Source organism: Burkholderia sp. GbtcB21, from assembly GCF_019091065.1.
GTDB classification, from domain to species: domain Bacteria; phylum Pseudomonadota; class Gammaproteobacteria; order Burkholderiales; family Burkholderiaceae; genus Burkholderia; species Burkholderia pyrrocinia_C.
Window position 1 is genome coordinate 214,590 of sequence record NZ_JAGXKA010000012.1, and the last position, 24,597, is coordinate 239,186.

23 protein-coding genes are annotated in these 24,597 nt (G+C 64.5%); 18 read left to right on the top strand and 5 right to left on the bottom strand.

Annotated features, from left to right (window positions below; all coding sequences use genetic code 11):
* Window positions 1–41: 41 nt before the first annotated feature.
* The 3 genes from lpdA to KVT39_RS25185 all read left to right on the top strand — a co-directional run bounded on the left by lpdA (window position 42) and on the right by KVT39_RS25185 (window position 3,222).
* Entirely contained in the window at window positions 42–1,472 is a 1,431-nt protein-coding gene (gene lpdA, locus KVT39_RS25175; RefSeq protein WP_105393030.1) for a dihydrolipoyl dehydrogenase, read from the top strand.
* A gap of 97 nt (window positions 1,473–1,569) precedes the next feature.
* Entirely contained in the window at window positions 1,570–2,667 is a 1,098-nt protein-coding gene (gene zapE, locus KVT39_RS25180) for a cell division protein ZapE (protein ID WP_034184039.1), read from the top strand.
* Between the two features lie 144 nt (window positions 2,668–2,811).
* Complete coding sequence (locus KVT39_RS25185; protein ID WP_181152302.1) at window positions 2,812–3,222, top strand: transposase; 411 nt, start codon at window positions 2,812–2,814, stop codon at window positions 3,220–3,222.
* 103 nt (window positions 3,223–3,325) lie between these two features.
* On the opposite strand, the gene KVT39_RS25190 is transcribed toward KVT39_RS25185, so the two are convergent.
* The 4 genes from KVT39_RS25190 to KVT39_RS25205 all read right to left on the bottom strand — a co-directional run bounded on the left by KVT39_RS25190 (window position 3,326) and on the right by KVT39_RS25205 (window position 8,769).
* A complete protein-coding gene (locus tag KVT39_RS25190) occupies window positions 3,326–3,787 on the bottom strand; it encodes a DUF2147 domain-containing protein (RefSeq protein ID WP_217590446.1) in 462 nt (153 codons plus the stop codon).
* Between the two features lie 166 nt (window positions 3,788–3,953).
* Window positions 3,954–5,639, bottom strand: a complete 1,686-nt coding sequence (locus KVT39_RS25195) for a ShlB/FhaC/HecB family hemolysin secretion/activation protein (RefSeq protein WP_217590447.1) — start codon at window positions 5,637–5,639, stop codon at window positions 3,954–3,956.
* Window positions 5,640–5,783: 144 nt separating this feature from the next.
* Window positions 5,784–7,133 (bottom strand): collagen-like triple helix repeat-containing protein, encoded by a 1,350-nt coding sequence (locus tag KVT39_RS25200; RefSeq protein WP_131948509.1) that lies wholly within the window; start codon window positions 7,131–7,133, stop codon window positions 5,784–5,786.
* 40 nt (window positions 7,134–7,173) lie between these two features.
* Window positions 7,174–8,769 carry a collagen-like triple helix repeat-containing protein gene (locus tag KVT39_RS25205; protein ID WP_217590448.1) on the bottom strand — a complete coding sequence of 532 codons (1,596 nt, stop codon included), beginning with the start codon at window positions 8,767–8,769 and terminating at the stop codon, window positions 7,174–7,176.
* A gap of 678 nt (window positions 8,770–9,447) precedes the next feature.
* Between KVT39_RS25205 and KVT39_RS25210 the strand changes: the two genes are divergently transcribed.
* The 14 genes from KVT39_RS25210 to KVT39_RS25275 all read left to right on the top strand — a co-directional run bounded on the left by KVT39_RS25210 (window position 9,448) and on the right by KVT39_RS25275 (window position 23,351).
* Entirely contained in the window at window positions 9,448–9,654 is a 207-nt protein-coding gene (locus tag KVT39_RS25210; RefSeq protein WP_174934415.1) for a Flp family type IVb pilin, read from the top strand.
* 117 nt (window positions 9,655–9,771) lie between these two features.
* Window positions 9,772–10,272 carry a prepilin peptidase gene (locus tag KVT39_RS25215; protein ID WP_217590449.1) on the top strand — a complete coding sequence of 167 codons (501 nt, stop codon included), beginning with the start codon at window positions 9,772–9,774 and terminating at the stop codon, window positions 10,270–10,272.
* Window positions 10,269–10,715 (top strand): TadE/TadG family type IV pilus assembly protein, encoded by a 447-nt coding sequence (locus KVT39_RS25220; protein ID WP_131948505.1) that lies wholly within the window; start codon window positions 10,269–10,271, stop codon window positions 10,713–10,715. The genes KVT39_RS25215 and KVT39_RS25220 overlap by 4 nt, the downstream gene beginning before the upstream one ends.
* 93 nt (window positions 10,716–10,808) lie before the next feature.
* A complete protein-coding gene (cpaB, locus tag KVT39_RS25225) occupies window positions 10,809–11,738 on the top strand; it encodes a Flp pilus assembly protein CpaB (protein WP_131948504.1) in 930 nt (309 codons plus the stop codon).
* 65 nt (window positions 11,739–11,803) lie between these two features.
* The gene (locus KVT39_RS25230; protein WP_131948503.1) at window positions 11,804–13,135 is read left to right on the top strand and encodes a type II and III secretion system protein family protein; all 1,332 of its coding nucleotides are present in this window, start codon (window positions 11,804–11,806) and stop codon (window positions 13,133–13,135) included.
* Window positions 13,136–13,195: 60 nt separating this feature from the next.
* Window positions 13,196–14,470 (top strand): fimbrial protein, encoded by a 1,275-nt coding sequence (locus KVT39_RS25235; RefSeq protein ID WP_131948502.1) that lies wholly within the window; start codon window positions 13,196–13,198, stop codon window positions 14,468–14,470.
* Between the two features lie 3 nt (window positions 14,471–14,473).
* On the top strand, window positions 14,474–15,844 hold the full coding sequence (locus KVT39_RS25240; RefSeq protein WP_217590450.1) for a CpaF family protein: 1,371 nt from the start codon (window positions 14,474–14,476) through the stop codon (window positions 15,842–15,844).
* Complete coding sequence (locus KVT39_RS25245) at window positions 15,837–16,835, top strand: type II secretion system F family protein (RefSeq protein WP_217590451.1); 999 nt, start codon at window positions 15,837–15,839, stop codon at window positions 16,833–16,835. Before KVT39_RS25240 ends, KVT39_RS25245 begins: the two co-directional genes overlap by 8 nt.
* Window positions 16,836–16,839: 4 nt before the next feature.
* Entirely contained in the window at window positions 16,840–17,832 is a 993-nt protein-coding gene (locus KVT39_RS25250) for a type II secretion system F family protein (protein WP_217590452.1), read from the top strand.
* Between the two features lie 18 nt (window positions 17,833–17,850).
* Window positions 17,851–18,693, top strand: a complete 843-nt coding sequence (locus KVT39_RS25255) for a tetratricopeptide repeat protein (protein WP_217590453.1) — start codon at window positions 17,851–17,853, stop codon at window positions 18,691–18,693.
* A gap of 19 nt (window positions 18,694–18,712) precedes the next feature.
* Window positions 18,713–19,042: a DUF3613 domain-containing protein gene (locus tag KVT39_RS25260; RefSeq protein WP_131948497.1), complete on the top strand. Its 330-nt coding sequence runs from the start codon at window positions 18,713–18,715 to the stop codon at window positions 19,040–19,042.
* Between the two features lie 11 nt (window positions 19,043–19,053).
* The gene (locus tag KVT39_RS25265; protein WP_306795598.1) at window positions 19,054–21,087 is read left to right on the top strand and encodes a pilus assembly protein TadG-related protein; all 2,034 of its coding nucleotides are present in this window, start codon (window positions 19,054–19,056) and stop codon (window positions 21,085–21,087) included.
* Window positions 21,088–21,195: 108 nt separating this feature from the next.
* The gene (locus KVT39_RS25270) at window positions 21,196–22,587 is read left to right on the top strand and encodes a sigma 54-interacting transcriptional regulator (RefSeq protein ID WP_175961540.1); all 1,392 of its coding nucleotides are present in this window, start codon (window positions 21,196–21,198) and stop codon (window positions 22,585–22,587) included.
* 56 nt (window positions 22,588–22,643) lie between these two features.
* Window positions 22,644–23,351 carry a DUF2968 domain-containing protein gene (locus KVT39_RS25275; RefSeq protein WP_034184054.1) on the top strand — a complete coding sequence of 236 codons (708 nt, stop codon included), beginning with the start codon at window positions 22,644–22,646 and terminating at the stop codon, window positions 23,349–23,351.
* A 79-nt stretch (window positions 23,352–23,430) separates the two neighbouring features.
* Here the strand turns inward: KVT39_RS25275 and hfq are convergent, their stop codons facing one another.
* Window positions 23,431–24,012: an RNA chaperone Hfq gene (hfq, locus tag KVT39_RS25280; RefSeq protein ID WP_034184055.1), complete on the bottom strand. Its 582-nt coding sequence runs from the start codon at window positions 24,010–24,012 to the stop codon at window positions 23,431–23,433.
* 293 nt (window positions 24,013–24,305) lie between these two features.
* Between hfq and KVT39_RS25285 the strand changes: the two genes are divergently transcribed.
* Window positions 24,306–24,590: a PXPV repeat protein gene (locus tag KVT39_RS25285; protein WP_034184056.1), complete on the top strand. Its 285-nt coding sequence runs from the start codon at window positions 24,306–24,308 to the stop codon at window positions 24,588–24,590.
* Window positions 24,591–24,597 lie beyond the last annotated feature (7 nt).

Sequence of the window (24,597 nt, forward strand, 5' to 3'; positions counted from 1 at the left end):
AAACGCGCGACCGTGCGGATGCACAAGAAGAAAGGATTGTCATGTCCAAGGAATTTGACGTCGTCGTGATCGGCGCCGGCCCCGGCGGCTACATCGCAGCGATCCGCGCCGCGCAGCTCGGCAAGACCGTTGCCTGTATCGAGAAGTGGAAGAACCCGGCCGGCGCGCTGAAGCTCGGCGGCACCTGCCTGAACGTGGGCTGCATCCCGTCGAAGGCGCTGCTCGCGTCGTCGGAAGAGTTCGAGAACACGTCGCATCACCTGGCCGACCACGGCATCACCGTCGACGGCGTGAAGATCGACATCGCGAAGATGATCGGCCGCAAGGACGCGATCGTCGAGAAGATGACGAGCGGGATCGAGTTCCTGTTCAAGAAGAACAAGATCACCTGGCTGAAGGGCCATGGCAAGTTCGCCGGCAAGACCGACGCCGGCGTGCAGATCGAAGTGAGCGGCGAGGGTGAAACCGAAGTCGTCACCGCGAAGAACGTGATCATCGCGACGGGCTCGAAGGCGCGTCACCTGCCGGGCATCCCGGTCGACAACAAGATCGTGTCGGATAACGAAGGTGCGCTGACGTTCGACTCGGTGCCGAAGAAGCTCGCCGTGATCGGCGCAGGCGTGATCGGCCTCGAACTCGGCTCGGTGTGGCGTCGCCTGGGTGCCGAAGTGACGGTGCTCGAAGCGCTGCCGGCGTTTCTCGGCGCAGCCGACGAAGCGCTCGCGAAGGAAGCGGCCAAGCTGTTCAAGAAGCAGGGCCTCGACATCCATCTCGGCGTGAAGATCGGCGAAGTGAAGACGACCGCGAACGGCGTGTCGATCGCCTACACGGACAAGGACGGCAACGCGCAGACGCTCGACGCCGACCGCCTGATCGTGTCGGTCGGCCGCGTGCCGAACACCGACAACCTCGGCCTCGAGGCAATCGGCCTGAAGGCGAACGAGCGCGGCTTCATCGACGTCGACGACCACTGCCGCACGGCGGTGCCGAACGTGTACGCGATCGGCGACGTGGTGCGCGGCCCGATGCTTGCGCACAAGGCGGAAGATGAAGGCGTGCTGGTCGCGGAAGTGATCGACGGCCAGAAGCCGCACATCGACTACAACTGCATTCCGTGGGTGATCTACACGTACCCGGAAATTGCGTGGGTCGGCAAGACGGAGCAGCAACTGAAGGCGGAAGGCCGCGAGATCAAGTCGGGCAAGTTCCCGTTCTCGATCAACGGCCGCGCGCTCGGCATGAACGCACCGGACGGTTTCGTGAAGATGATCGCGGACGCGAAGACCGACGAACTGCTCGGCGTGCACGTGATCGGCGCGAACGCGTCGGACCTGATCGCGGAAGCCGTGGTGGCGATGGAATTCAAGGCGGCGTCGGAAGACATCGCCCGCATCTGCCATCCGCACCCGTCGATGTCGGAAGTGATGCGCGAAGCGGCGCTCGCCGTCGACAAGCGCTCGCTGAATAGCTGAGCGCGGTAAGCGCCAGCCGGCCCTCGGCCGGCGCAGCCGTCTCATGACGAAGGCGGGCGGGGTTTCCCGCTCGCCTTCGTTCTTTCCGGTTTGCCCGATGAACGTCACCGAATACTACACGCGCGAACTGACCACGCGCGGCTATCAGTCCGACCCCGCGCAGCGCGCCGCGGTCGATCGCCTGCAGCGCTGTTTCGACGAGTGGGTCGAATACAAGGCGCGCCGCTCGAACGCGTTCAAGAAGCTCATCATTCATCCGGACCTGCCGCGCGGCGTCTACATGTGGGGCGGTGTCGGTCGCGGCAAGAGCTTCCTGATGGACAGCTTCTACGCGGTCGTACCCGTGCAGCGCAAGACGCGGCTGCATTTCCACGAATTCATGCGCGAAGTGCACCGCGAGCTCGAGGAACTGAAAGGGCAGGCCGATCCGCTCGACGAACTCGCGCGACGCATCGCGAAGCGCTACCGGCTGATCTGCTTCGACGAGTTCCACGTGTCGGACATTGCCGACGCGATGATCCTGTACCGTCTGCTCGACCGCCTGTTCAACAACGGCGTGCAGTTCGTGATGACGTCCAACTACGATCCCGACGACCTGTATCCGGACGGACTGCACCGCGACCGCATGCTGCCGGCGATCGCGCTGATCAAGGAAAAGCTCGACGTGCTCAACGTCGACGCGGGCGTCGACTATCGCCAGCGCACGCTCGCGCAGGTGCAGATGTATCACACGCCGCTTGGCGCCGACGCCGATCGCGAACTGCGCCATGCGTTCGCGAAGCTCGCCGCGGTACCCGACGAAAGCCCGATCCTGCATATCGAGAAGCGCGAGCTGAAGGCGCTGCGCAAGGCGGACGGCGTCGTATGGTTCGACTTCGCGACGCTGTGCGGCGGCCCGCGATCGCAGAACGACTATCTCGAACTCGCGAGCCGCTTCCATGCGATCGTGCTGTCCGAGGTGCCGCAGATGTCGCCGCGGATGGCGTCCGAGGCGCGCCGCTTTACCTGGCTGATCGACGTGCTGTACGACCACAAGGTCAAGCTGCTGATGTCCGCGGCGGTGCCGGCGGAGCAGTTGTACGTCGAAGGCCCGATGGCGAACGAATTCGCGCGCACGGTCTCGCGTATCGTCGAGATGCAGTCGAAGGAGTATCTTGAAACGCCGCGCCGTATCGTCGATACTTCGCTGACCTGATTGCGATGCTCGGTAATTGGCGCGATTCAAACGTCAATTCCGGTCAAATCCATGCAATCTCGGGGTATTTTCGGATTTGTCTTATATTCATTGTTGAGGTGAGCCGATATCGTTGTGTCATGGTTACCAAGGCTGGAGATGTCCATGACACCGTATCGCGATCTGACCGACCACGAGTGGCGCTGCGTCGCGCCGCTTCTGCCCGAAATGCAGCCGCGCACCGAGTTGCGCGGCCGACCGTTAGCCAATACGCGTGCCGTGCTGAACGGCGTGCTCTGGGTGATCTACAGCGGCGCAACATGGTCCGCCATGCCGCGCCGTTACCCTTCGTATCAGACATGCCATCGCCGCTTCAAGGTATGGCACGAGACGGGCACGTTGTTGAGCGTGATGCGTGAGCTCTATGGCGATTCGGGCGTGAGTCTGTGCAACGAATTGTCCACACGGATGCGCAAGCATACGCAATCGAAGGCGGCGGAGGCGCGTAGCAGTATCGCGCCCGCGTGTCGCGCGCCGAGCGGCTATGCATCTGACACGTTGAAGCACGCGGCGTGATGTCCGTCATTTGCTTCTGCGACCGCACCAAAAGAAAATCGGCCTGACGACTTTGTCGCAGGCCGATTTTTTATCGAGCACGCGCGTTTCAGCGCGTGCTGCGTTATTGCTGGCGTACCCAGGTCTGCGAACGGCCGAGCAGCGACACGCCGATGTAACCGCGCACGACGAGCTTCTGGCCGCCGTCTTCAAGCGTCATCTTGCACTTGTAGACCTTGCCGTTTTCCGGGTCGAGAATGTTGCCGCCGTCCCAGTGGTCGCCTTCCTTCTTCATCGCCTTGATGATCGTCATGCCCTTGATGAGCTGATCCTTGCGCTCGTCCGTGCAGGCGGTGCAGCGGCGATCGGGTGTATCGTTCGCGCCGAGGCCCTTGACGACCTTGCCCGACAGCGAACCGTCGCCGTCCTCGGCGATCTGCACGAGTGCCTTCGGCTGATGGGTGTTGTCGTCGATCGTCTGCCACATGCCGACGGGGTTGTCGGCTTGAGCGAACGTGGGTGCTGCGCAGGCGAGCAGTACGCCGGCGACGGCGATTGCACGCAACGGACGGGTCAGTTGAATCATTGTCATCCTCCTTGTTTTGCATGTCGTGTTCGATTCGCCCGCACGACCGCCTGCATGGGGCGGGCATGTTGCGAGCTTCGCCAGAATACGTGAAACCGCGCGCCACGTTTGATAGAGGGGACTCTATTCGAAACAGCCCGCGTGACGCGAGCTGTTTGCTGACCGATCAGTTGAGCTGATACGAGAATGCGGCGTTAATGCGCGGGCTGCGCGACGCGCTTTCGACCGGCGCGTCGCCAACCGGTTTTGCGACGTTCAGGTCGAGACTGTAATAACGGCTGTCCGTGAACCGCACGCCGATGCCGACCGACGACATGCGGTTCGGCGACGGCGTGCCTGCGTGCAGGTACACGCGCGCCATGTCATACGCGATGTACGGCGTGACGGATTTCAGATACGTCCAGCCCGGCGAGAAGCCGCGGTTGACCTCGAGCGACATCCCCCAGCCCGAGTCGCCCGACGTTTCGCCTGGCTGGTAGCCGAGCGCGTAGCGGGTCGATCCGAACGAGATCTGTTCGGACGTCGGCAGCGAGTCGGGGCTGTATTGCCCGGTCAGCGAAACCGACGTGCCGATCCGGAACGGCCATTCGTTCGTTTGCGTGAAGGTCGCGCCGGTGCGGACGAAGGTCAGCGAAATCGGGCTGTCCACCGAGGTCGTCGTCGTGCCGACGGTCACGTCCTGCGCTTTCGACGCGCCGAGGATGTTGAACCCCTTCGCGACGTTGACGCTCAGCTTCTGTACCTGTTTCGGCGAAACGCTCGTGTAGTCGAGCTGCATCTGCAGCACGCGGACCTGCGAGCGCGTGTCGAGCGTCGCGCCGTTGATCTGGTTCTGATAACGGTCTTCGTTATGCGATGCGTAGCCTGAAACAGTGCCGAGCAGGCTGCGCTGGTTGTTCAGCAGCAACGGATAGGATGCCGAAAGACCGAGCTTCTCGTTTTTGACGGTGCGTTCGACATATGACGGTAGCCCCGGGTTGTTGGTCGGCTTGCCGCGATAGGTGCTTGCGTCGAGGCGTGTGATCAGGCCGCTGCTGCCGACGGGTACCGCGCCGCTGAACGCGAAGTAGGTCTGCTTGTCACGCCCCGGCGGCGCCAGCGCGGAGATGCTCAGTTGTTCGCCGAACGACGTCAGGCCGTTCTCGGTCGCGGTGATGAGGCCCTGGACGCCCGGGTGGTTGAAGTCGATACCGGTGCTGACGTTGAACGGCTTGCGGTCGACCGCAAGTTCGAGCGTCGTTGCGCCGTCGGTGGTTTGCGGCGGCGGCACGTTCGCCTTCACCGTGAGGCCGGGCAGCAGGCCGAACGTGTTCACGTAGCGCTCGAACGTCGCGCGGCGCAGCGGGCGATCGGCCGTGATATGCGCAGCGATCGCGCGAATCTTCGGTTCCATTGCGCCGGGCTTGCCGGTGACCTTGACGTCCGACACATAGCCTTCGACGACCGTGATTCGCACGACGCCGTTCTCGAACGTCTGCGCGGGAACGAACGCGAACGACAGCGCGTAGCCGCGATCCTGGTACAGCTTCGTCACGCCGTTGGCGGTTTCGATCAACTCGCCGATCGTGATGTCCTTGCCGACGAGGGGCGTGAAGCGACGCGAGATTTCCTCGAACGGCACCGACTTCACGCCTTCGACCTGGAACGTCGTCGGCGTCAGATGTCGCGACAGCAGCTCCTGCAGTTGCGGTGCCTGGGGTGCGACCTGCACGGTGACGTTCGGGCCGGTCTTCGGTGCGTTGATCTGGGGAAGGGAGTCGAGCGGGTTACCCGCGACGCGCGTTTGTGCATGTGCCGTGCTTGCTGCCGCGATGGCGAGCAGCATCATCCATCTGTCGAGTCTGGATTTCATTGTTCTTCCTCGTAGGCCTTTCTTTTCGTCTTCTTTCTAATGCTGTCGCGCGACACCTGGGTGTCGCGCGACGCGTGCCGCTATGCCGGGTGTATTTATACGGCCGCGCCATCCGCACCGGCTGCGAAGGTGCGACCGTCCTCCTTACTTGCCAACGCTACCCAGCGTGCCCAGCAACCCCGTTACCGGTGCGAGCAGCCCCGTCGAACCGCCACCCGACGATGCCGTCCCCGACACGCCGCCGACCAGCGACGTGACCGGTGCAAGCGGGCTCGAGCCCCCGGACCCTGCTGCACCGCCGACTGCTCCGGTGACAGTATTCAGCAAACCGGTGACAGGCGCGAGAGGGTTTGCACTGCCTGCGCCACCCGTTGCGCCGCCGAGCGTTCCCGTGACCGTCGATACGAGATTCGTGACCGGAGCGAGCGGGCCGCTGCTCGTGCCGCCCGTTGCGCCGCCGAGTCCGCCCGTGAGCGAGCCGAGCGGCGTCGAGCCGAGACCCGACAGCAGGCCGCCGAGCGGGTTCGTCGAACCGGAGCCTGACGACGTGCCGTTCTGGACGCCAGCTGTCGAGCCGCCGACGAGGCTCGTGATCAGGCCGGGGATCGGTGCTGCACCGTTCGGGCCGTTCGGGTTGACGAGACCACCCGCGTTGGTCACGGTGTTGCCGACCGCGGTCACGAGTTGACCGACATCGCCGACGAGCGGTTGGTTCGACGTGCTACCGACCTGCTTGCCGGCCGAGCTGATCGCGCCGCCGACCTGGCCGAGCAGGCCCGAGACGGGTTGGCCGAGGCCGGTCGTCGTGCCGACCTGTTGCGTGACCTGGCCGGCGGTGATCACGAGCGGCGTGATCGCCGAGCTGAGCGGCTGCGTGACCTGCTGCACGGCACCCGACGACAGCGTCGAACCGATCGTCGTGCCGGCGGCCGTCAGGCCGTTGGCGACCGTGTCGAGCACGGTGCCGACCGGGGTCGTGACGGGAGCGAGCGGCGCGAGCGGGCCCGTGCCGAGCGCCTTGACCGTCGAACTCAGGCCGGACACCGTATTGCTCGTCGCGCCGACGACATTGCCGAGACCGGCAACCGTCGTGCCGACCGGATCCTTCGTCGAGCCGATCTGTCCCAGCCCGTTGCTCACCGCATCGGCGGCTGCGCCGACGATCGTGCCGGTGCTGGCGACCGTGCTGCCGATACCCTTTGTTACGCCGTCGCCGAGGCCCGGCAGGCTGATGTTGCCGACCGTGCTGCCGAGGTCGGTGGCCGTCTGGCCGACCGTGCTGACGACACCTTTGGTGCCGGTGGTCGTGCCGCTGGTGCCGCTCGTGCCGGACGTACCGCTCGTGCCGCTGGACGAGCCGCCATTGTTGCTGGTCGGCGGCGAGCTGACGCCGCCGCCGCCGCAGGCGGCCAGCAGGCAGGCTGCAGCGAAAGCGGTGAGGGGCATGCGCCACTGGCGCAGGGTGGCCGTCGTGAGAGAACGTTGCTGGGACATGGTGAACTCCTCGCTGTCTTGTCGATGAATGGATATCGGTTTATTTGCCGTGCGTGCCGCCGAGCAGGCCGCCGATCAGCGACGTGACAGGCGCGAGCAGATTCGACGACGAGCCCGAACTCGTGACTGCGCCCGTGCCGCCGGTCAGTGCCGGTGCACCGACCGTGCTGGTGACCGTGGACACCGCGTTCGTCACCGGTGCGAGCGGGCTGCCGCCGCCTGCGCCGCCCGTCGCGCCGCCGAGTGCGCCCGTGACTGTGCCGAGGAGACCCGTGACCGGCGCGAGCGGGCTTCCGCTCGTACCGCCCGTTGCACCGCCGAGCGCGCCCGTGATCGTCGAAACGAGGCCCGTGACCGGCGCGAGCGGGCTGCCGCTGCCGCCCGTTGCGCCACCGAGTGCGCCGGTGACCGTCGAGACGAGGCCGGTGACCGGTGCGAGCGGGCCGCCGCTGCCGCCCGTTGCGCCGCCGAGTGTGCCGGTGACCGTGGAGACGAGGCCGGTGACCGGTGCAAGCGGGCCGCTGCCGCCACCCGTTGCGCCACCGAGAGCGCCGGTAACCGTCGAGACGAGGCCAGTGAGCGGTGCGAGCGGGTTGGTCACACCGCCGGTGCCGCCCGTGAGCAGGCCTCCGACGGCCTTCACGGTATTGCCCGTCGCCGAGACGGTGTTGCCGAGGCCCGTCGTGACAGGGTTGCCGCCTGCCGACGCGAGCAGCGCGCCGGCCTGGTTCAGGCCGTTGCCGATCGTGCCGAGCAGCGTGTTGACGGGTGCGCCGAGGCCGGTTGCCGTGCCGATCGTCTGGGTCGTTTGGCCGATCATCGTCGTGATCGGTGTGATGGCCGAGCTGACCGTCTGCGTGACCTGCTGGATCGGGCCGGTCGACAGCGCGTTGGTGAGGGTGGTGCCGCCGTTCGACACGGCGCCGCCGAGTGTCGACACGAGGCCACCGACGGCACCCGTGACCGGTGCGAGCGGCGACAGCGGGCCGCTGCCGAGACTCGTGACCAGGTTGCCGGTCTGCGTGACTGCGCCGCCGAGCTGGTTGACCACGCCACCCGTGCTGGCAACCGTGGTGCCGATCGGATCCTTTGTCGCGCCGAGCTGGCCGAGACCATTGCCGAGGCCGTTGCCGAGCGCGGTGACTGCGCCGCCGACGCTCTGCACGATGCCGCCCGCGGCTTGCGTGGTGGCCGGGTTGACACCCGGCAGCGACTGGTTGGCGATGACGGTGCCGAGGCCCGAGACGGTTCCGCCGACACCCGTGACGAGATTGCTGCCGTTTGCGAGGACACTTCCCACCGCGTTCGACGACACACCCGAGGTGCCGCTCGTGCCGCTGGTCGTTCCGCTCGTCGAGCCGCTGGTGCTGCCGCTCGTCGATCCGCTCGTGCTGCCGCTGGTCGAGCCGCTGGTGCTGCCCGACGTGCTGCCGCTCGTCGAACCCGACGTGCCGCCGGAGGTGCCGCCACCCGACGTTGAGATCGAATCGCCGCCGCCCGAGCTCGAGCCGCCACCGCCAAGGCCCTGGCTGATGGAACCGGAGCCGCCGCACGCGGAGAGGGAAAGCATGGCTGCAACGGTGGCCGCGATCAGAGTCGTCCGGAACACGCCATGAGGGATAACCTTAATGTCCATGTTGTCCTCGCATTAAAAATGTGTTGTGAACTGCCGTTGTGTTGAGTGATGCGAGGACTACTCTGCAACTGTCGTGCCATTTCGATGGCCGACGGTTCGACAACAGGTTTTAAACGAGGCAATTCCTTGTCGGAAAAGGAAGTTCTGGAAATTGAAAGATTGTTGAATCTGTTTAAGCGCAGATGAATGAGAACGGTTTCGGCCGTTTCGTAACGTAACGTCACAACATTGGCGTTACGCGTGCGACGTAACGTGGGGCCCACGCAGGCTTGGTGGACGAGGCAATTGTTTTACTGGTGGATTAGGTGTGCACATCTAACCTATCGTAAATCCTATGTGTAAGACGTACCGAAACACCGTACAAATACGTCGTGCTCACGGTCATTTTTTTCGATCCGAGCCGCTAAAAGAGGTTGGAAGTTAAATAGGATCGGATATAGAATCCGGAGCAGATGTAAGCAAATGTACGGTTCGGTACACAACGTTCGAGGAGGGTTGCTATCGCGAATGTTAACTTGCATCAAATCATGAGACATGCCCTTTTGGGCGATATATAAAGAAAGCGCACCCGGTTGTCGTTACAGCAGATGTGGCGAATGGCGCGGGGCAACGGCCAGATATGCGGGGATGTATACGTATAAAAGGCCAAAGAACGTAAATACAGGCACGAGGAATAAAATGAAAGCAATGATGATTCGCTTCCTTCGCGAAGAAGACGGGGTTACCGCGATCGAGTATGGTCTGATTGCGGGTCTGATTGCTGTCGCGATCGTCGCCGGTGTGACGTCGATCGGCGGCAGTCTCGGGACTATGTTCACCAATCTCGGCACTTGCGTGACTACACGTACGGCTGCCGCCTGTTCGGCAGCTACCATCTGGGGCTGACCTCCCGTAAATAAATTAGAACGATCTCATCACTTCGTGAAGGTCGTTTTGGTTCGGTAGCGAGCGGATTGCCTTGGCAATCCGCTCGCACCGACATTTGCGGTGGGCAGTTGCGCGATGGCATATCTAATTTTCAGCGGGGCATTCCTGGCTTGGGTGACGTTTGTCGCGGCCAGTGATATCCGATTTCGGCGCATTTCGAATTCGCTCGTTCTGACGGGGTTGATCGTTGGGTTCGGGGGGGCGACTTTCAACGCGAACCCATTCGGAATCTCCCTGTTCCAAGCAATGCTCGGCATGCTGGCCGGGCTGGTCGGCCTTTTCCCATTTTTCATGCTGCGCCTGATGGGCGCGGCAGACGTAAAGATATTCGCCGTGCTCGGCGCATGGTGCGGTGCGCACGCGCTGCTCTGGCTCTGGGTTGCCGCGAGCCTTGCTGCCGGCGTTCATGCAATTGTCCTAATTCTGCTGTCGCGCACGTCGCTCGGCACATTGTGGCGCCGCGGAGAACCCGCGCTGGTGCTCGGCAAATATCGGGCGACGCCCTATGCGGCATGTCTCGCGATACCGGCTGCCGCGTGGCTCGTCTATCTGGTTGCAACGGAGGGCGTGCGATGAAGCGACCGAGGCAGCCACGGGGATACCGGAGGCAGAGCGGGGCGACGGCGGTCGAATTCGCAATCGTTTTTCCGCTGTTCTTCATGATTCTCTACGCGATCCTCAGTTTCGGGATGATCTTCGTCATTCAGCAAAGCTTGACGCTGGCAGCCAGCGAAGGCGCGCGTGCGGGCTTGAATTACGCACCGACCCTGGCCGCGCGTGTGACGAACGCTACGACCGCCGCACAGAATGTCTTGGGCTGGCTGAATATCAGCCCGCCGCAGGTGGCTGCTCCACAGTGCAGTTACGACACGACGAATCCGCCGACGCTGTATTGCCTGACGGTCACGGTGAGCTACTCGCCGGAAGCATGGGTCACGACCATGCCATTCCTGGGGACCATCATCACCAAACCGTTGACGGGTACGGCAGTCGTGCAGATCCCGCAGTCCATCCTGTGAGAGGGGCTTCGTGACGCGACGGGGCCGCGAGCACATGAATCGAGCAACAGGAAAAACTTACTCGGACTTTTATTCCGGCATCCATACCAAAACATGGCCAACAACCTAACCAAGATCATCGCGGGGCTGCTGATTGCGATCGCTGTTCTGCTCGGAATCTATGCGTGGATGCTCGGGCGTAGTTCGCCGGCTCCCGTGCCGGCGCAGCAGATCGCGGTGGCAAATCCGGTGTCGGTCGTGATCGCGGCGCGCACGTTGCCGGCGGGTCAGCCGATTACCGCCGACGCGTTGAAGGTTCAACCGACCGCGCCGATGCCGGTCGGTGCGTTCGGCAATCCGGGCGAGCTCGTCGGCCGTGTGCCGACGCGGGACATTCCAGTCTCGTCGCCAGTTGTCTCGGGCGCATTGGTGTCGGGCCTTGCCGAAGACGTGCAGCCAGGCGAGCGCGCGATCGCAGTTCGCGTCGACGAGACCAACGCGGTCGGCAACCGGCTGCGTCCCGGCAATTTCGTCGACGTATTCCTGAACCTTAAGCGCGAGGCCAGTTCGTCGATGTTTGACGGGGAAATCTCGCAGACGCAGGCACGACTGCTGTTGTCGAAGGTGCGTGTGCTGTCATTCGGCGATGCGACGTCCGAACGCGACAGCGGCAACAACACGAACGGCAATAACGGCCAGCCATCGAATGTGCGCATCGCGGTGCTTGCGGTGCCGACCGCGCAGGTTGATGCGCTAACACTCGGCGAGGCGAGCGGCCGGTTGACACTCGCATTGCGCAACCCGCGCGACGACGAGCTTGCGATGCAGACGGTTGCGGTGCGCACGGACAACAAGCTGTCGCCGTCGGGGCTCGCGGCAGCAGGCATTTCGCTGCAGCAACTGTCCGGCACGCAGCGCAATGCGGTGGCCAACGTGAACGTGCCGCCGCTGCCGTCGCGCTTGCCGCCGTCGGTGCGGCCGGGCGGTGGTGGCGGTGGTATCGAGGTGATTCGCGGCGGCCGGTCGGAAACGGTTGCTTATTGAAAGGCATCGACGGTCATCGATATCAGCGACGACAAGTAAAAGGCCGAGAGACGGTCCAACGAACAATGAAAAACACACTGATTGCATTCGCGATTGCTATCTGGACCATGACATTTTCATCGCTCGCCAGCGCGAGCGGCACGATCGAACTCGCCGTTGGCGCGCAACGGCAGATTTCGGCCGGCCGCGCGCTGCAGCGCGTTGCGGTGGGCGATCCGGCGGTCGCCGACGTGCTGATCATGAAAGGCAGCCGTTCCGGATCGGTGCTGCTGATCGCGAAGGCGCCGGGTGCGACGAACGTGATGCTGTGGGAGCGCGGCCGCGACGAGCCGACGGTCTGGAATGTCGAAGTCGTCGATGCGTCCGCGCATGCGGTGCTCGACGGCTCCACGCCGCGCGTGAATGCGTACGGCGGAACGGCGGTGCTGCGGGGAGCGTCGGCATCGCTCGATGCGCACGACCGCGCAGTCGCGGTCGGCAAGAACATGAGCGCGAAAGGGAGCATGATCGATCGCTCGACGATCGCCGGCAAGAATGTCGTGCAGGTCGATGTGCGCGTCGTCGAATTCAGCCGCTCGGTGCTCAAGCAGGTTGGCTTCAACTTCTTCAAGCAAAGCAACGGGTTTTCGTTCGGCTCGTTTTCTCCGGGCGGTGTGCAGTCATATAACGGCGGAGCGGGCCCCGGTACAGCCGGGTACATTCCGACGCTCGGTGCGCCCGTAGCGTCGGCCTTCAATCTGGTCGTGAACGCAGCCGGGCGGGGGATCTTCGCCGACCTGTCGTTGCTCGAGGCCAACAATCTCGCTCGTGTGCTCGCGGAGCCGACGCTCGTCGCGCTGTCCGGGCAGAGCGCGAGCTTCCTCGCGGGCGGCGAGATTCCCGTACCGTCGCCGCAAGGGCTCGGCTCGACGGCGATCCAGTGGAAGCAATACGGAGTCGGACTCTCGCTGACGCCGACGGTGCTGAGCCCGCAGCGGATCGCGCTGAAAGTCGCGCCCGAGTCGAGCCAGCTCGATTTCGTGAACAGCGTGACGATCAGCGGCGTCGCGGTGCCGGGTATCACGACCCGCCGTGCGGATACGACGGTCGAGCTCGGTGACGGCGAGAGCTTCGTGATCGGCGGCCTGATCGATCGCCAGACGATGTCGAACGTGAGCAAGGTGCCGTTGCTGGGCGATCTGCCGATCATCGGCACGTTCTTCAAGAACCTGAACTATCAGCAAAATGACAAAGAGCTGCTGATCATCGTGACGCCGCATCTCGTCGCGCCTATCGCGAAGGGCGCGGTGCTGCCTGCAACGCCTGGTGAGCTGTCCGAACAGCGCAACGGGCCGGTCTGGCAGTCGTATCTGGGCGGCGCCGCATCGCCGGACGCTGCACCGGGGTTTTCGAAATGAGTGCGAAGCATCGCGCGTTGCGGTGCATCGGCACGCCTTGCTTAATCGGGGGTGTTCAACATGAACGCGCGAATCCAATCATTGTGTGAACCCGCCGTGACCGACTATTTCATTTGCGCGTCGCAACAGGAGGCGCATGTCCGCTGGCTGGCCGATACGCTGGTGTCGGCCGGTGCTGTCGAGGCCGCATCGCTCGAGCCTGGCGTGCTTGCACAGCGCATCACGGGCCTCAATCCGGCGCTCGTCTTCATCGATTTCTCGGACGGCAGCACGGCAGCGAGCATTGCCGCCGCCGCGGTCCGCGCCACGCATCCGGGGTTGCCGATCGTCGCGCTCGGTTCGCTCGCACGGCCGGAGAGCACGCTCGCCGCACTGCGCGCCGGCGTTCGCGATTTCATCGACGTGTCGGCACCCGCCGAGGAGGCGTTGCGCACGACGCGCGGGCTGCTTGCGAACGTCGCCGAGCCGGCGAGCCGCCACGGCAAGCTCGTCGCGTTGCTCGGTGCGCGTGCCGGCATGGGTGTGAGCACGCTCGCGACGAATCTCGCCGTATGGCTGCAGAAGCGCGCGGCGAGCCCGGGGGCGGGCGGTGCGCCGAACGGTGGCACCCCGGCCGGCCGCCAGACCGCGCTCGTCGACCTGGGACTGCCGGCAGGCGATGGCGCGCTGTTCCTGAATACCCGCTGCGAATTCCATTTCATCGATGCGGTTCACAATCTGCGCCGCATCGACCGGACCTTCGTGAATACTGCGCTGACCCGGCATGAGAGCGGCGTCGCATTGACGACGCTGCCGGCCGATCTCGGCGGGCTGCGCGACGTCTCATACGCGTCGTGTGCCGGTTTGCTGAACCGGTTTCGCGCATTCTTCGATCAGCAGATCGTCGATCTCGGCGGCTTTTCGAACCGCGAGTTCGTCGCCCAAATCACGAGCTCGGCCGACGAAGCGTGGCTCGTCTGCGATCAGGGCGTCGCGTCGATCGTATCGGCAGCCGATCTGCTTACCGGGCTGCGCGACGCGGGCGTCGATACCGATCGCGTACGGCTCGTCGTCAACCAGTACGACCCTGCACTCGACCTGACGGCCGCGCAGATCGCCGAGCGCCTCGGCTTGTCGCTGGTCGGCACCTTGCCGTCGCGCCGCGTCGCGATCGGACGTGCGGCGAACCAGGGCCGGCTCATCGTCGATATGGCGGAGCGCGATCCATACGTGCGCGCGCTCGAGTCGCTCGCCGCGCGGCTGCCAGGCGTGTCGGTCAGATCGGCGGCACCGCGTTCTGCATCCGGCCTGTCCGCGCTGAAGCGTTTCATTCAACCCTCGTCCAAGCGGTCGTAAGCGATGGCACACGACATTCAATTTGCCGACGGCGCAGCGCCGTTCTCCCAGACGCAGCAATTCCACGACATCAAGAATGCCGCGCACGAGCACTTGCTGACGCGCATCGAAGAACTGGGCGCCGAGTTCGGCCGATGGTCCCGCCAGGCGATCAACCAGTTCGTCGATCTCGAGATCGACAGCTTCGTGCGCCTGCGCCGCATTCCGCTCAACGAGAACGAGGTGCGCGCGATCGCCGAGGCGCTGACGAAGGAACTCGCGGGCTTCGGGCCGATCGAGGACCTGCTCGCGGATCCGGCTGTCGAGGACATCCTGATCAACGGCTACAACGACGTGTACGTGTCGCGTCACGGGATCCTCGCGAGGCTGCCGGTGCGCTTCACCGACAACGCGCACCTGTTGCGGATCGTGCGGCGCATCCTCGCGCCGATCGGCCGCCGTCTCGACGAGTCGAACCCGATGGTCGATGCGCGGCTGCCCGATGGTGGCCGCGTGAACGTCGTGATCGAGCCGCTGTCGATCGATGGTCCGGTCGTATCGATCCGGAAATTCCGCAAGGATCCGCTGAAGCCGTCCGACCTGCTCGCCAACGGGACCTTCAACGAAGAGATCAACACACTGCTCCAGGCGGCGGTCGAGGCACGCTGCAACATTCTCGTGTCGGGCGGTACGAGTTCCGGCAAGACGTCGCTGCTCAACGCGCTCGCGTTCCACATTCCCGAGATCGAGCGTGTCGTGACGATCGAGGATACGGCGGAACTGTCGTTGAACCACCCGCACGTCGTGCGGCTCGAGAGCCGGCCGGGCGGCTTCGACGGCACCGGCATCGTGTCGATTCGCGATCTGCTGCGCAATACGCTGCGGATGCGCCCGGACCGTATCATCGTCGGCGAAGTGCGCGGCGGCGAAGTACTGGAAATGCTGCAGGCGATGAACACAGGTCACGACGGCTCGATGGGCACCGTGCACGCGAGTTCGCCGCGCGAGTGCCTGTACCGTCTCGAGATGCTGGCGGGCTTCGCGGGCTTCCAGGGCACCGAGTCGAGCCTGCGCCGGCAGATCGCGAACGCGATCGACTTCATCGTGCAGATCGGACGCCTGTCGAACGGGCGGCGGCGGATCCTGTCGATCACCGAAGTTACCGGGTTGTCCGACAACATCATCGCGACGCAGGAGCTTTACCGCTACGAAGCGCGCGTGACGCCGGAGGGCGAGGAGGTCGACCACTGGGAAACGCTGGGCATTCATCCGCATTCGCCGAAGCTTGCGCGCTTCCGTCAGACGCTGACGAGCGGCGGCTTCGGCGATGGCGGGTTTGGCGGCGGCTTCGGCGGTGGCGGGTTCGGCCGCGGCGGCGGGGGCTTCAATGTATAGCGCGATGATATGGGTGCTGGCGTGCGCGATGCTGTGCGTCGCGGCGGCGATGATGCTGTGGCGTCACGCGGAGACCCGGCGCGTGCGAACCGACGCGAAGCGCTTCATCGACAGCCGGCTCGAACCCGGCGCGCGTGCCGGCGTCGCTGCGCAGGCGGCACGGCAGTCCGCGGCAGGTGCTGCGCGTGCCGTGGCGCAGCCGGGCGCGGCGCGGAACGTATCGTCCGACGCATTTTGGGCGCACTGGTATGCGACGGCATCCGAGTATCTGGCGAACCTCGCGAGTCGCGCCGGGATCGAGGATGCGCGCGGCAAGACGCTCGTCGCGCTTGCCGTGCTGGTTGTTGTCGCGGCGTTCGCGGGCAGTCGCGGTGGCGCGCTTGCGTGCTTCGCGGCGCTCGCGTGCGGCAGCTCGATGCTCGGCGTCTGGCTCGCGTCGCGAATTCAGCGGCGCAGGCTGAAGATTGTCCGGCAGATCCCGTCGTTCCTCGACGGGATCGTGCGTCTCGTGACGCTCGGCAACAGCGTGCCAGCGGCGTTCCAGTCGTCGCTGCTGACGACCGAGGAGCCGCTGCGCGGCTGTCTCGATCTCGTGTCGCGGATGCTGCGCGGAGGTATCGAGATCGACCGCGCAATGATGCACATCGCGAAGATCTACCGGACCGAAGAGTTCGAACTCGTGGGCTCGGTGCTGCGCTTGTCCGTCAAATACGGTGGCCGTGCGGACGTAATGCTCGAACGGATGGCCGTGTTCATGCGCGATCTGGAGCAGGCCGAGCGGGAATTGACCGCGATGTCGTCGGAGACGCGGCTGTCGGCGTTCGTCCTCGTCATGCTGCCGATCGCAATCGGCAGCTTTGTCGTGATGACGAACCCGAAGTATCTGCACGGAATGTGGAACGATCCGAGCGGGCGAACGCTCCTCATGATCGCGTTCCTGATGCAATTGACCGGCAGCGTATGGCTGTATCGAATGGCTCGGCTCAGGTGATGCGATGACAGCGACTCAAATCGGAGCGATTGCGTTGGCGGTGGGCGCGCTCGGGGTGCTGCTGCTCGGCATGGTTGCCATGTTGCGCGCGAGTGCCGCGACGCGTGCCGAACGCGCGCTGGTCGACGCGCTGGACCGACGCATGGCCGCGCTCGCGGCAGCGAAAGCGCGAACCGCGCCGGATGGCGATGCGCCTGCGAAGCCCGACGTGCGTGGCGGGCAGCGCGTCGAACGTTTTCTCGACAGGCTGTCGGCGGCAGGCGTGCGCTGGCTCGATACCGGGTTCGGCAAATACGTTGTCGCGGAAGAGGATCGCCGCCTGCTCGAGCAATGCGGCTATGTCGACGCGCGCACGCGCGGGCTGTTCCTGAGCGCGCGGGTCGCGTGCGGGATCGGGCTGCCGCTGCTGTTCGCTATCTTCGCGAGCGGGCGCATGAAGGGTGGTATCTGGATGGTCGGCATGTTCGCCGCCTTCGGGCTCGGCTTCATGTTGCCGAAGCTCTACGTGCAGCGCCGTGCGGCGGCGCGGCGGCAGAGCGTGGTCGACGAACTGCCGTTATTCGTCGACATGCTGCGCTTGCTGCAAGGGGTTGGACTGTCGCTGGACCAGAGCCTGCAAGTCGTGACGAACGATTTTCGCGGGATGTTGCCGGTGCTGTCGTCGGAGGTGGGAGTCGCGCAGCGCCAGTTCGCTGCGGGCCGCACGCGCGAGCAGTCGCTGCAGCGGCTGTCCGTCGGATTCGACAACGAGGATTTGCGCGCGATCGTGCGATTGATGATCCAGGTCGACAAGCATGGCGGCGCGGTGCAGGAGCCGCTCAAGCAGTTCGGGGACCGGCTGCGCGAAACGCGTCGGGCCATGCTGCGCGAGCGGATCGGCCGGTTGACCGTGAAGATGACCGGGGTAATGGTGCTGACGCTGTTGCCCGCGCTGTTGATCGTGACGGCCGGGCCCGGCATGTTGGCGGTGATGCACGCGTTGTCGAAGCATCATTGAAGGACGGAAGGAAAGACGATGAAGCGGATCGGCGGAATGGCGACACGGGCGGGTGCGGTAGCGGCGGTGCTGCTGCTGGGCGCGTGCGCGACCAAGGACAGCGGTTATGGCGTAAACGCGCAGACGGAGCGCGCGGCGCTGATACAGGCGGCTGACCAGAAGCAGGCCGTGCCGGATACGCCGGGCATGTACCTCGGCCTGATCCAGCGGATGCAGTCGCAGGGGCTCTATTACGCGTCGCTCGCGCACATCGACGCGTACGACAAGACCTACGGCATCGTGCCGGAGTCGGTCCTGCTGCGTGCGGACGCGCTGCGGATGACCGACCAGCCGGCCGCGAGCGCGGCCGCCTACACGCAGTTGCTGAAGACGCCGCTCGCCGCGCGCGGCTATCGCGGGCTCGGGTTGCTCGCGGGTGCGGCAGGCGATTTCGACCGCGCGGCGCAGACACTGACGCAGGCGTCGGAACTGGCGCCGACCGATGCGTCGATGCTGTCCGATCTCGCATACGCGAAGCTGCGCAGCGGCGATGTTGTCGGCGCGCGCGTGCCTTTGATGAAGGCGGCCGAACTGGATCAGCGCAATCCGAAAATCGTCAGCAATCTCGTGCTTTACCTGTTTGCAGCAGGGCGTACGCAGGACGCGCAGAGGCTGATGAACCAGCAGCACCTGCCGGCGGATATCCGCAAGGACATCGTTAGCGATGCAGCGAAGATTACGGCGGCGGCGCGTGCGCAGCAACGCGCGGTTGCGATGCCGCCGGTCGTGTCACGGCGCGGTACTGCCGCGCCGATCACGCCGATGGCGAACAATTTTGGCTACGATCAGACCGTGCCGCTCCTGCAACGGTTTGCACAATGAACGGGCGTCGGGGAACGACATGAACGACAACAAAAATCATCGAAGCGTACACGCGCACCGGGCGGCGGTGCTGACCGCGATCGTTTGCATGGTGGCCGGTTCCGCCGCGGCATACGGTCAAGAGACCGTAACAGCGGGCGCGGCCGACGTCGGCCGCTCGACAAGAGACTGGCTCACGATGCAACGCGACAATCGCGCGGCGGCACCGACGCAGCCGATGCTCGGCGACGTCGCGTCGCTCGTCTACCAGCGCTATCTCGATTCGTTCAAGAACAAGATCCCGAATTCAATGAGCCCGCAGCTCGGTTCCGCCAGCGGCATGTCGGGCGGTGGTCAGGGCATGCAGTAAGCGGGACGGCGATGCACGCAGATCAATCACACGTAGCGCAGAGGCGCCGCGCGGCCGGCGGTCCGGGGCGGCAGCGCCAGCGCCAGCGCGGCGCCGTTGCGGTCATGGCCGCGATCTGGGTGTCGGTCGCATTCATCATGCTGGGTGCGATCGACATCGGCCGTTTCTATTCCGAACGGCGCAGCATGCAGGCGGCTGCCGATCTGGCCGCGCTTTCGGCGGTGTCGCAAATTACTGCTGATTCGACCTGCACGGCGGCGACGACGGCAGCCAATCGAATCGCGAATCCGGCGGCGAATCCGCTGCCGGCCAACTCGACCGTTTCCGTGACGTGCGGTGTCTGGACCGCACCTCAAGGCAGCGGCAATCCGCTGTTTACGCCGACCTCTGGCGCAGCAACCAACGGCCAATGCGCAGGCTTGTCGCCCGGAACGATTAATGGTCAATCGGTCAACGCCGTATGCGTGACGGTTTCCGAGCCGGTCTCGGGCATTTTTCGCAGCGGGACCACCATCGGCGCGTCGGCCATTGCCAAGAGCGTGCCGACTGATACCTTTACGCTGACCACGTCGCTTGCGTCGCTGAACGGTGGACTGGCCAATCAGTTGCTCAAGGCGCTGACGGGTTCGCCCAATGCGCTGAGTCTGCAGGCTGTCGATTATCAGGGGCTCGCGCAAGTTAACCTGAAACTGGCCGGCATTCTCGCCAATCTGCCGATCGGCACGAGCACGTCCGTATTGAACGGCAACGTGACGCTCGGCCAACTGGCCAATGCGACGTTGCAGGCGGCGACGCAGCAGAATGTGGCTGCAGCGAATCTGAACGTTCTGAATGCGCTCGTCGTCGCGCTTTGTTCGAACAGCATCTGTGGCGGGCCGCAGATCGCGCTCGGCCAGCTGGTTTCCGCCGCAACCGCTACGGGAACTTCCGCCGTCAACGCCAGCGTCAATGCGCTTGGATTGTTGTCGACGGCATTGCAGATCGCGAACGGCACGAATTCAGTGAGCATTCCCAGTGTCACGGTCCAGACGCCTACTTTGCTCGCACCGTTACTCAACGTGACCGTGTCGGGTTCCGTCAAGTTGGGGGCGAATCCTCCGTCCACCGCGAGTGGTCCTCCCGGACCGGCGAATTGCGGGACGTCCGATTGCACGACCAACACGTCGACCGCGCAGGGGAACGTGTTCCTCAATACGTCGATCTCGCTGCTGTCGACGTGCTCCAACGGCTCGCTGGTCTTTCCGGGCGGCAGTTGTCCGTCCGGCAGTGCGACGCCGCTTGCAGCGGTGCAATTGCCGATCACCGCCTATGTGGCTCCCGCGAAGGCGGGCCTGACGTCCGTCACCTGCACCGCGGACGGCACGAAAAGCGCGCAGGTAAACGTGCAGACCGGGGTAGTGGCCGTATACATCGGCGGCGCGGCGAATACGCCGATCAATCTCAATGCGCCCAGCGGATATGTTCCCGACGGCAGCGCTGCACCGATCACGCTTGTGTCCGTCAACCTGCAGAGCCTGCTCAACCTGTTGAACCTTGGCGGTCTGGTTTCCGGACTGACGACGTTGGTCAAAACCCTGACGTTAGGAATCGTCGACCTGACCGATATCTCGATCAACATCAACCTGTTGCCCGGACAACTGACGGTTCCCGTCGCCAGTCAAAATCCGACGCCGTTGGTGTACACATATCCCGGGCCCGGGTCGTCCGCTTCGCCGAACCCGGCATCGCCGTACATGCTGAGCACGGGAACGGATCAGTTCCTGTCGCCCGCCGTTCAAGGTATCTTGAACAGCGGCCTGTCATTGCAACTGTCGGCGAACAGCGGTTTGCTGTCGTGGCTGGGCGTCATAGTGAATCCCATACTGAGCGTCGTGACCGGGCCGATCCTGTCCGCGCTGGCGACCACACTCGTTCCGCTACTCCTGCAACCGATCGATTCGCTTCTGACCTCGGTCACGGGCCTGCTCGGTTTGAGCCTGGGGAACGCCTATGTCACGAACACACCGGACTCGATCAAATGCGGCAATCCCATGCTGGTTCAATGAATGCCTGAACGTTCCGTTATCGAAGCGGGCGGCGTCGCTGCCGTCCGCAACCGGTCACTGACCTGCAACACCGAGCAACTCGTCAATAACTGAAGCCGCACCCGAATCATGAGAACCACGCCCGCAATCGCAGAACTCGACCTCTACGTCTGGGAAGGCAAAGCGGACATCGTCGACCGCGTCGCCCGCTGCATGGCGAGCTTCGACGTCGAAGTGATCCGTGCCGACAACGCGGAGATCTCGCCCGAACGCGCCGCGTTGCGGCCATCGCTGGCGATCATCAGCGTGTCGATGATCGAAACCGGCGCGGCGTTCCTGCGCGACTGGCAGGCCAACATCGGCATGCCGGTCGTCTGGGTCGGCGCGGCGCGCGACCACGACGCGTCGCAGTATCCGCCCGAGTATTCGCACATCCTGCCGCTCGACTTCACGTGCGCCGAACTGCGCGGCATGATCGGCAAGCTCGTCACGCAACTGCGTGCGCATGCGGCCGAAACGTTACAGCCGTCCGAACTCGTCGCGCACTCGGAATCGATGCAGGCGCTGCTGCACGAAGTCGATACGTTCGCCGACTGCGACACCAACGTGTTGCTGCACGGCGAAACCGGCGTCGGCAAGGAGCGCATCGCGCAACTGCTGCACGAAAAACATTCGCGCTACCGGCACGGCGAATTCGTACCGGTGAACTGCGGCGCGATTCCGGACGGCCTGTTCGAATCGCTGTTCTTCGGCCATGCGAAAGGCTCGTTCACAGGCGCGGTTGTTGCGCATAAAGGCTATTTCGAGCAGGCGGCGGGCGGCACGCTGTTCCTCGACGAAGTCGGCGATCTGCCGCTGTATCAGCAGGTCAAGCTGCTGCGCGTGCTCGAGGACGGCGCGGTGCTGCGCGTCGGCGCGGCGACGTCGGTCAAGGTCGATTTCCGCCTGGTCGCGGCGAGCAACAAGAAGCTGCCGCAGCTCGTGAAGGAAGGCCTGTTCCGCGCGGATCTCTACTACCGGCTCGCGGTGATCGAGCTGAGCATTCCGTCGCTGGAAGAGCGCGGCGCGGTCGACAAGATCGCGCTGTTCAAGTCGTTCGTCGCGCAGGTCGTCGGCGAGGACCGGCTCGCCGAGTTGTCGGATCTGCCGTACTGGCTGACGGATTCGGTCGCGGACAGCTATTTCCCCGGCAACGTGCGCGAATTGCGCAATCTCGCGGAGCGTGTCGGCGTGACGGTGCGGCAGACGGGCGGGTGGGATGCCGCGCGGCTGCAGCGGCTGATTGCGCACGCGCGCAGCTCGGCGCAGCCGGTGCCGGCGGAAAGTGCGGCCGAGGTCTTCGTCGATCGCAGCAAGTGGGATATGAACGAGCGCAATCGCGTCATCGCGGCGCTCGACGCAAACGGTTGGCGGCGTCAGGACACGGCGCAGCAGCTCGGCATCAGCCGCAAGGTGTTGTGGGAAAAAATGCGCAAATATCAGATCTTCGACGAAGAGCCCGAGACACGCGAAAGCGAATAATTAATGAGATAAAATCGCGCTGGATTACAACGACTCGGGCGGGGAATAAAAACTTCATGAGCCATATGACGGGGTTGGGGCGGGCGTGTGTGTTGTTCGCCATGGTGGGGGGCATGCAGGGCGCTTACGCGCAGGGGCTGGCAGGCAGCGATTCGCCGGCGGTGCAGCAGGCGTCGGCGCCGGTGGCAGCGATTCCGGTGATCGATTCGCAGGTCCAGACGTCGGTGCAGCCGCAGGCGGGCGAGACGACGGGGCCGAGCACGGTCGACGACCTGCAGCGCCAGATCCAGGCGCACACGCTGACGGAAATGCGCACGAGCTACAACGGCAGCTACGGTGCGAGCCTGCTGTTCAACGTGAAGGACGGAGCGTACTTCGTCGCGCTGTTCCAGCAGAAGGCGTTCTGGCGCGTGATCAAGACTCACGACGAAACGCGCGCGGAAGCGATCTATCGCGATTTCTCGCATCAGGCGGAGCGGCTGGCCGTCAACGAACTGCGAGCGACGAAGCTGGAGTCGCAGAAGGCGCAAATGGACAAGCAGATCGAAGTCACGCAGGACCGTGCGCGGCGTCTGCAGGCCGATATCTCGATTGCACGCCAGCAGCAGGCAGCGGTCGCGGATCGCCAGAAGAGCGTACGCAGCGAGACGGTCGCGTTGCAGGCGCAGCAGGCCGAACTCCAGTCGCAACTGCGCGCGTTGCAGCAGCAGGTGCGTTCGCTGCAGCGCGAGGCCGACGCGGGCCTGCCGAGGACGGCACGCTGAACCGAGAGTGGCGGTGCGGCGACTTGCCGCGCCGGCCGCACAAGAGAAAAGGGCAAGCCCGTTGGCTTGCCCTTTTGTTTTACTGGCCGTCCGGCACGATTCGCCGGCGGCGGGTGACGATCACCGGCCCGTTGCCGCCGCGTGCATCCGACGGCGACGTGTTGCCGGATGCGTCACCGGTGTCGCGCGGCGCGCCGTAGCTTTCGCGCGGTTCGCGGGGTTCGCGCGGTGCGCCATAGCCTTCGCGCGGTTCACGCGAGCCGTAGCCTTCGCGCGGCTCGCGGGAGCCATAGCCTTCACGCGGTTCGCGGGAACCGTAGCCGCCGCCGTCGCCACGCGATTCGCGCGGGCCGCCGTGCGAGCCGTACGGGCTGTGACCGCCGCCTTCACGGCCGCCGGGGCGCCCACCGGTGCGCGGGCCGCGGGGGCCGCCGCCGCCCGGGCGCGAGCCGCCCGTGTCGAGCTGGATCGTGGAAATCGCGCGCTTGTAGATGCCTTGCAGACCCACGGGGGTGCGCAGCATCACCAGGTACTGGTCGAACGACTCGATACATCCCGTCAGACGAATGCCGTTGACGAGATAGATTTCAACGCGCTTACGTTCCTTGCGCGCCGAATTGATGAAGTCGTTTTGCGGATGGGATTCTGCGGGATTGGCCATTGAGGTGCGGCAGGAGCCTGCGTCAGAGAATATGTTGTGCGTGTGTGGCGTGTTGGTCCACAAGGCGTTTGGCGGAATTCTACCCTGTTCGATAGGGAAGCGCGCAGTCGTGATTGTGTCGAACCGTAACCCACTATAGACGTTCCGGCGCATTTTCGCGATTCGGCCGAACGGCCAAAGCCGTTTCGTTACGTCGCGTTACGACTCTCGCAGCGCCGTATCACCTCGGTGCGCGCGCTGTGCCTACATTACTCGCGCGAGCCGGATGGGCCGGCATATCAGGGATCCAGAACATGAACAAGAGGCGATGGGCAGGGTGGGTCGGCGGCGTGGCGTTGCTGGCTTCCGGCAGTGCAATGGCGGGGCATGTCGACCTGTCGGTCGGCATCGGCGTACCGGTCGCGCCGGTCTATGTCGAGCCGGCACCTGTCTATGTGGCGCCGCAGCCCGCGGTGGTCGCCTATCCGGGCTACGGATACGGCTATTACGGCGATGACGACGACGATCGCTACCGCAAGTGGCGCAAGCACTATTACAAGCATTGGCGCAAGCACCACGGCGACGACGATGACGATTGAACCCGAG

What these genes read in the sequence shown, in the direction of transcription:
- hfq (WP_034184055.1), bottom strand. Translation starts at nt 24,012, where the DNA reads ATGGCCAATCCCGCAGAATCCCATCCGCAAAACGACTTCATCAATTCG.
- KVT39_RS25190 (WP_217590446.1), bottom strand. Translation starts at nt 3,787, where the DNA reads ATGATTCAACTGACCCGTCCGTTGCGTGCAATCGCCGTCGCCGGCGTA.
- KVT39_RS25195 (WP_217590447.1), bottom strand. Translation starts at nt 5,639, where the DNA reads ATGAAATCCAGACTCGACAGATGGATGATGCTGCTCGCCATCGCGGCA.
- KVT39_RS25220 (WP_131948505.1), top strand. Translation starts at nt 10,269, where the DNA reads ATGAAGCGACCGAGGCAGCCACGGGGATACCGGAGGCAGAGCGGGGCG.
- KVT39_RS25185 (WP_181152302.1), top strand. Translation starts at nt 2,812, where the DNA reads ATGACACCGTATCGCGATCTGACCGACCACGAGTGGCGCTGCGTCGCG.
- KVT39_RS25210 (WP_174934415.1), top strand. Translation starts at nt 9,448, where the DNA reads ATGAAAGCAATGATGATTCGCTTCCTTCGCGAAGAAGACGGGGTTACC.
- lpdA (WP_105393030.1), top strand. Translation starts at nt 42, where the DNA reads ATGTCCAAGGAATTTGACGTCGTCGTGATCGGCGCCGGCCCCGGCGGC.
- KVT39_RS25235 (WP_131948502.1), top strand. Translation starts at nt 13,196, where the DNA reads ATGAACGCGCGAATCCAATCATTGTGTGAACCCGCCGTGACCGACTAT.
- KVT39_RS25270 (WP_175961540.1), top strand. Translation starts at nt 21,196, where the DNA reads ATGAGAACCACGCCCGCAATCGCAGAACTCGACCTCTACGTCTGGGAA.
- KVT39_RS25240 (WP_217590450.1), top strand. Translation starts at nt 14,474, where the DNA reads ATGGCACACGACATTCAATTTGCCGACGGCGCAGCGCCGTTCTCCCAG.
- KVT39_RS25250 (WP_217590452.1), top strand. Translation starts at nt 16,840, where the DNA reads ATGACAGCGACTCAAATCGGAGCGATTGCGTTGGCGGTGGGCGCGCTC.
- KVT39_RS25285 (WP_034184056.1), top strand. Translation starts at nt 24,306, where the DNA reads ATGAACAAGAGGCGATGGGCAGGGTGGGTCGGCGGCGTGGCGTTGCTG.
- KVT39_RS25215 (WP_217590449.1), top strand. Translation starts at nt 9,772, where the DNA reads ATGGCATATCTAATTTTCAGCGGGGCATTCCTGGCTTGGGTGACGTTT.
- KVT39_RS25230 (WP_131948503.1), top strand. Translation starts at nt 11,804, where the DNA reads ATGAAAAACACACTGATTGCATTCGCGATTGCTATCTGGACCATGACA.
- KVT39_RS25260 (WP_131948497.1), top strand. Translation starts at nt 18,713, where the DNA reads ATGAACGACAACAAAAATCATCGAAGCGTACACGCGCACCGGGCGGCG.
- zapE (WP_034184039.1), top strand. Translation starts at nt 1,570, where the DNA reads ATGAACGTCACCGAATACTACACGCGCGAACTGACCACGCGCGGCTAT.
- KVT39_RS25200 (WP_131948509.1), bottom strand. Translation starts at nt 7,133, where the DNA reads ATGTCCCAGCAACGTTCTCTCACGACGGCCACCCTGCGCCAGTGGCGC.
- KVT39_RS25205 (WP_217590448.1), bottom strand. Translation starts at nt 8,769, where the DNA reads ATGGACATTAAGGTTATCCCTCATGGCGTGTTCCGGACGACTCTGATC.
- KVT39_RS25265 (WP_306795598.1), top strand. Translation starts at nt 19,054, where the DNA reads ATGCACGCAGATCAATCACACGTAGCGCAGAGGCGCCGCGCGGCCGGC.
- cpaB (WP_131948504.1), top strand. Translation starts at nt 10,809, where the DNA reads ATGGCCAACAACCTAACCAAGATCATCGCGGGGCTGCTGATTGCGATC.
- KVT39_RS25255 (WP_217590453.1), top strand. Translation starts at nt 17,851, where the DNA reads ATGAAGCGGATCGGCGGAATGGCGACACGGGCGGGTGCGGTAGCGGCG.
- KVT39_RS25245 (WP_217590451.1), top strand. Translation starts at nt 15,837, where the DNA reads ATGTATAGCGCGATGATATGGGTGCTGGCGTGCGCGATGCTGTGCGTC.
- KVT39_RS25275 (WP_034184054.1), top strand. Translation starts at nt 22,644, where the DNA reads ATGAGCCATATGACGGGGTTGGGGCGGGCGTGTGTGTTGTTCGCCATG.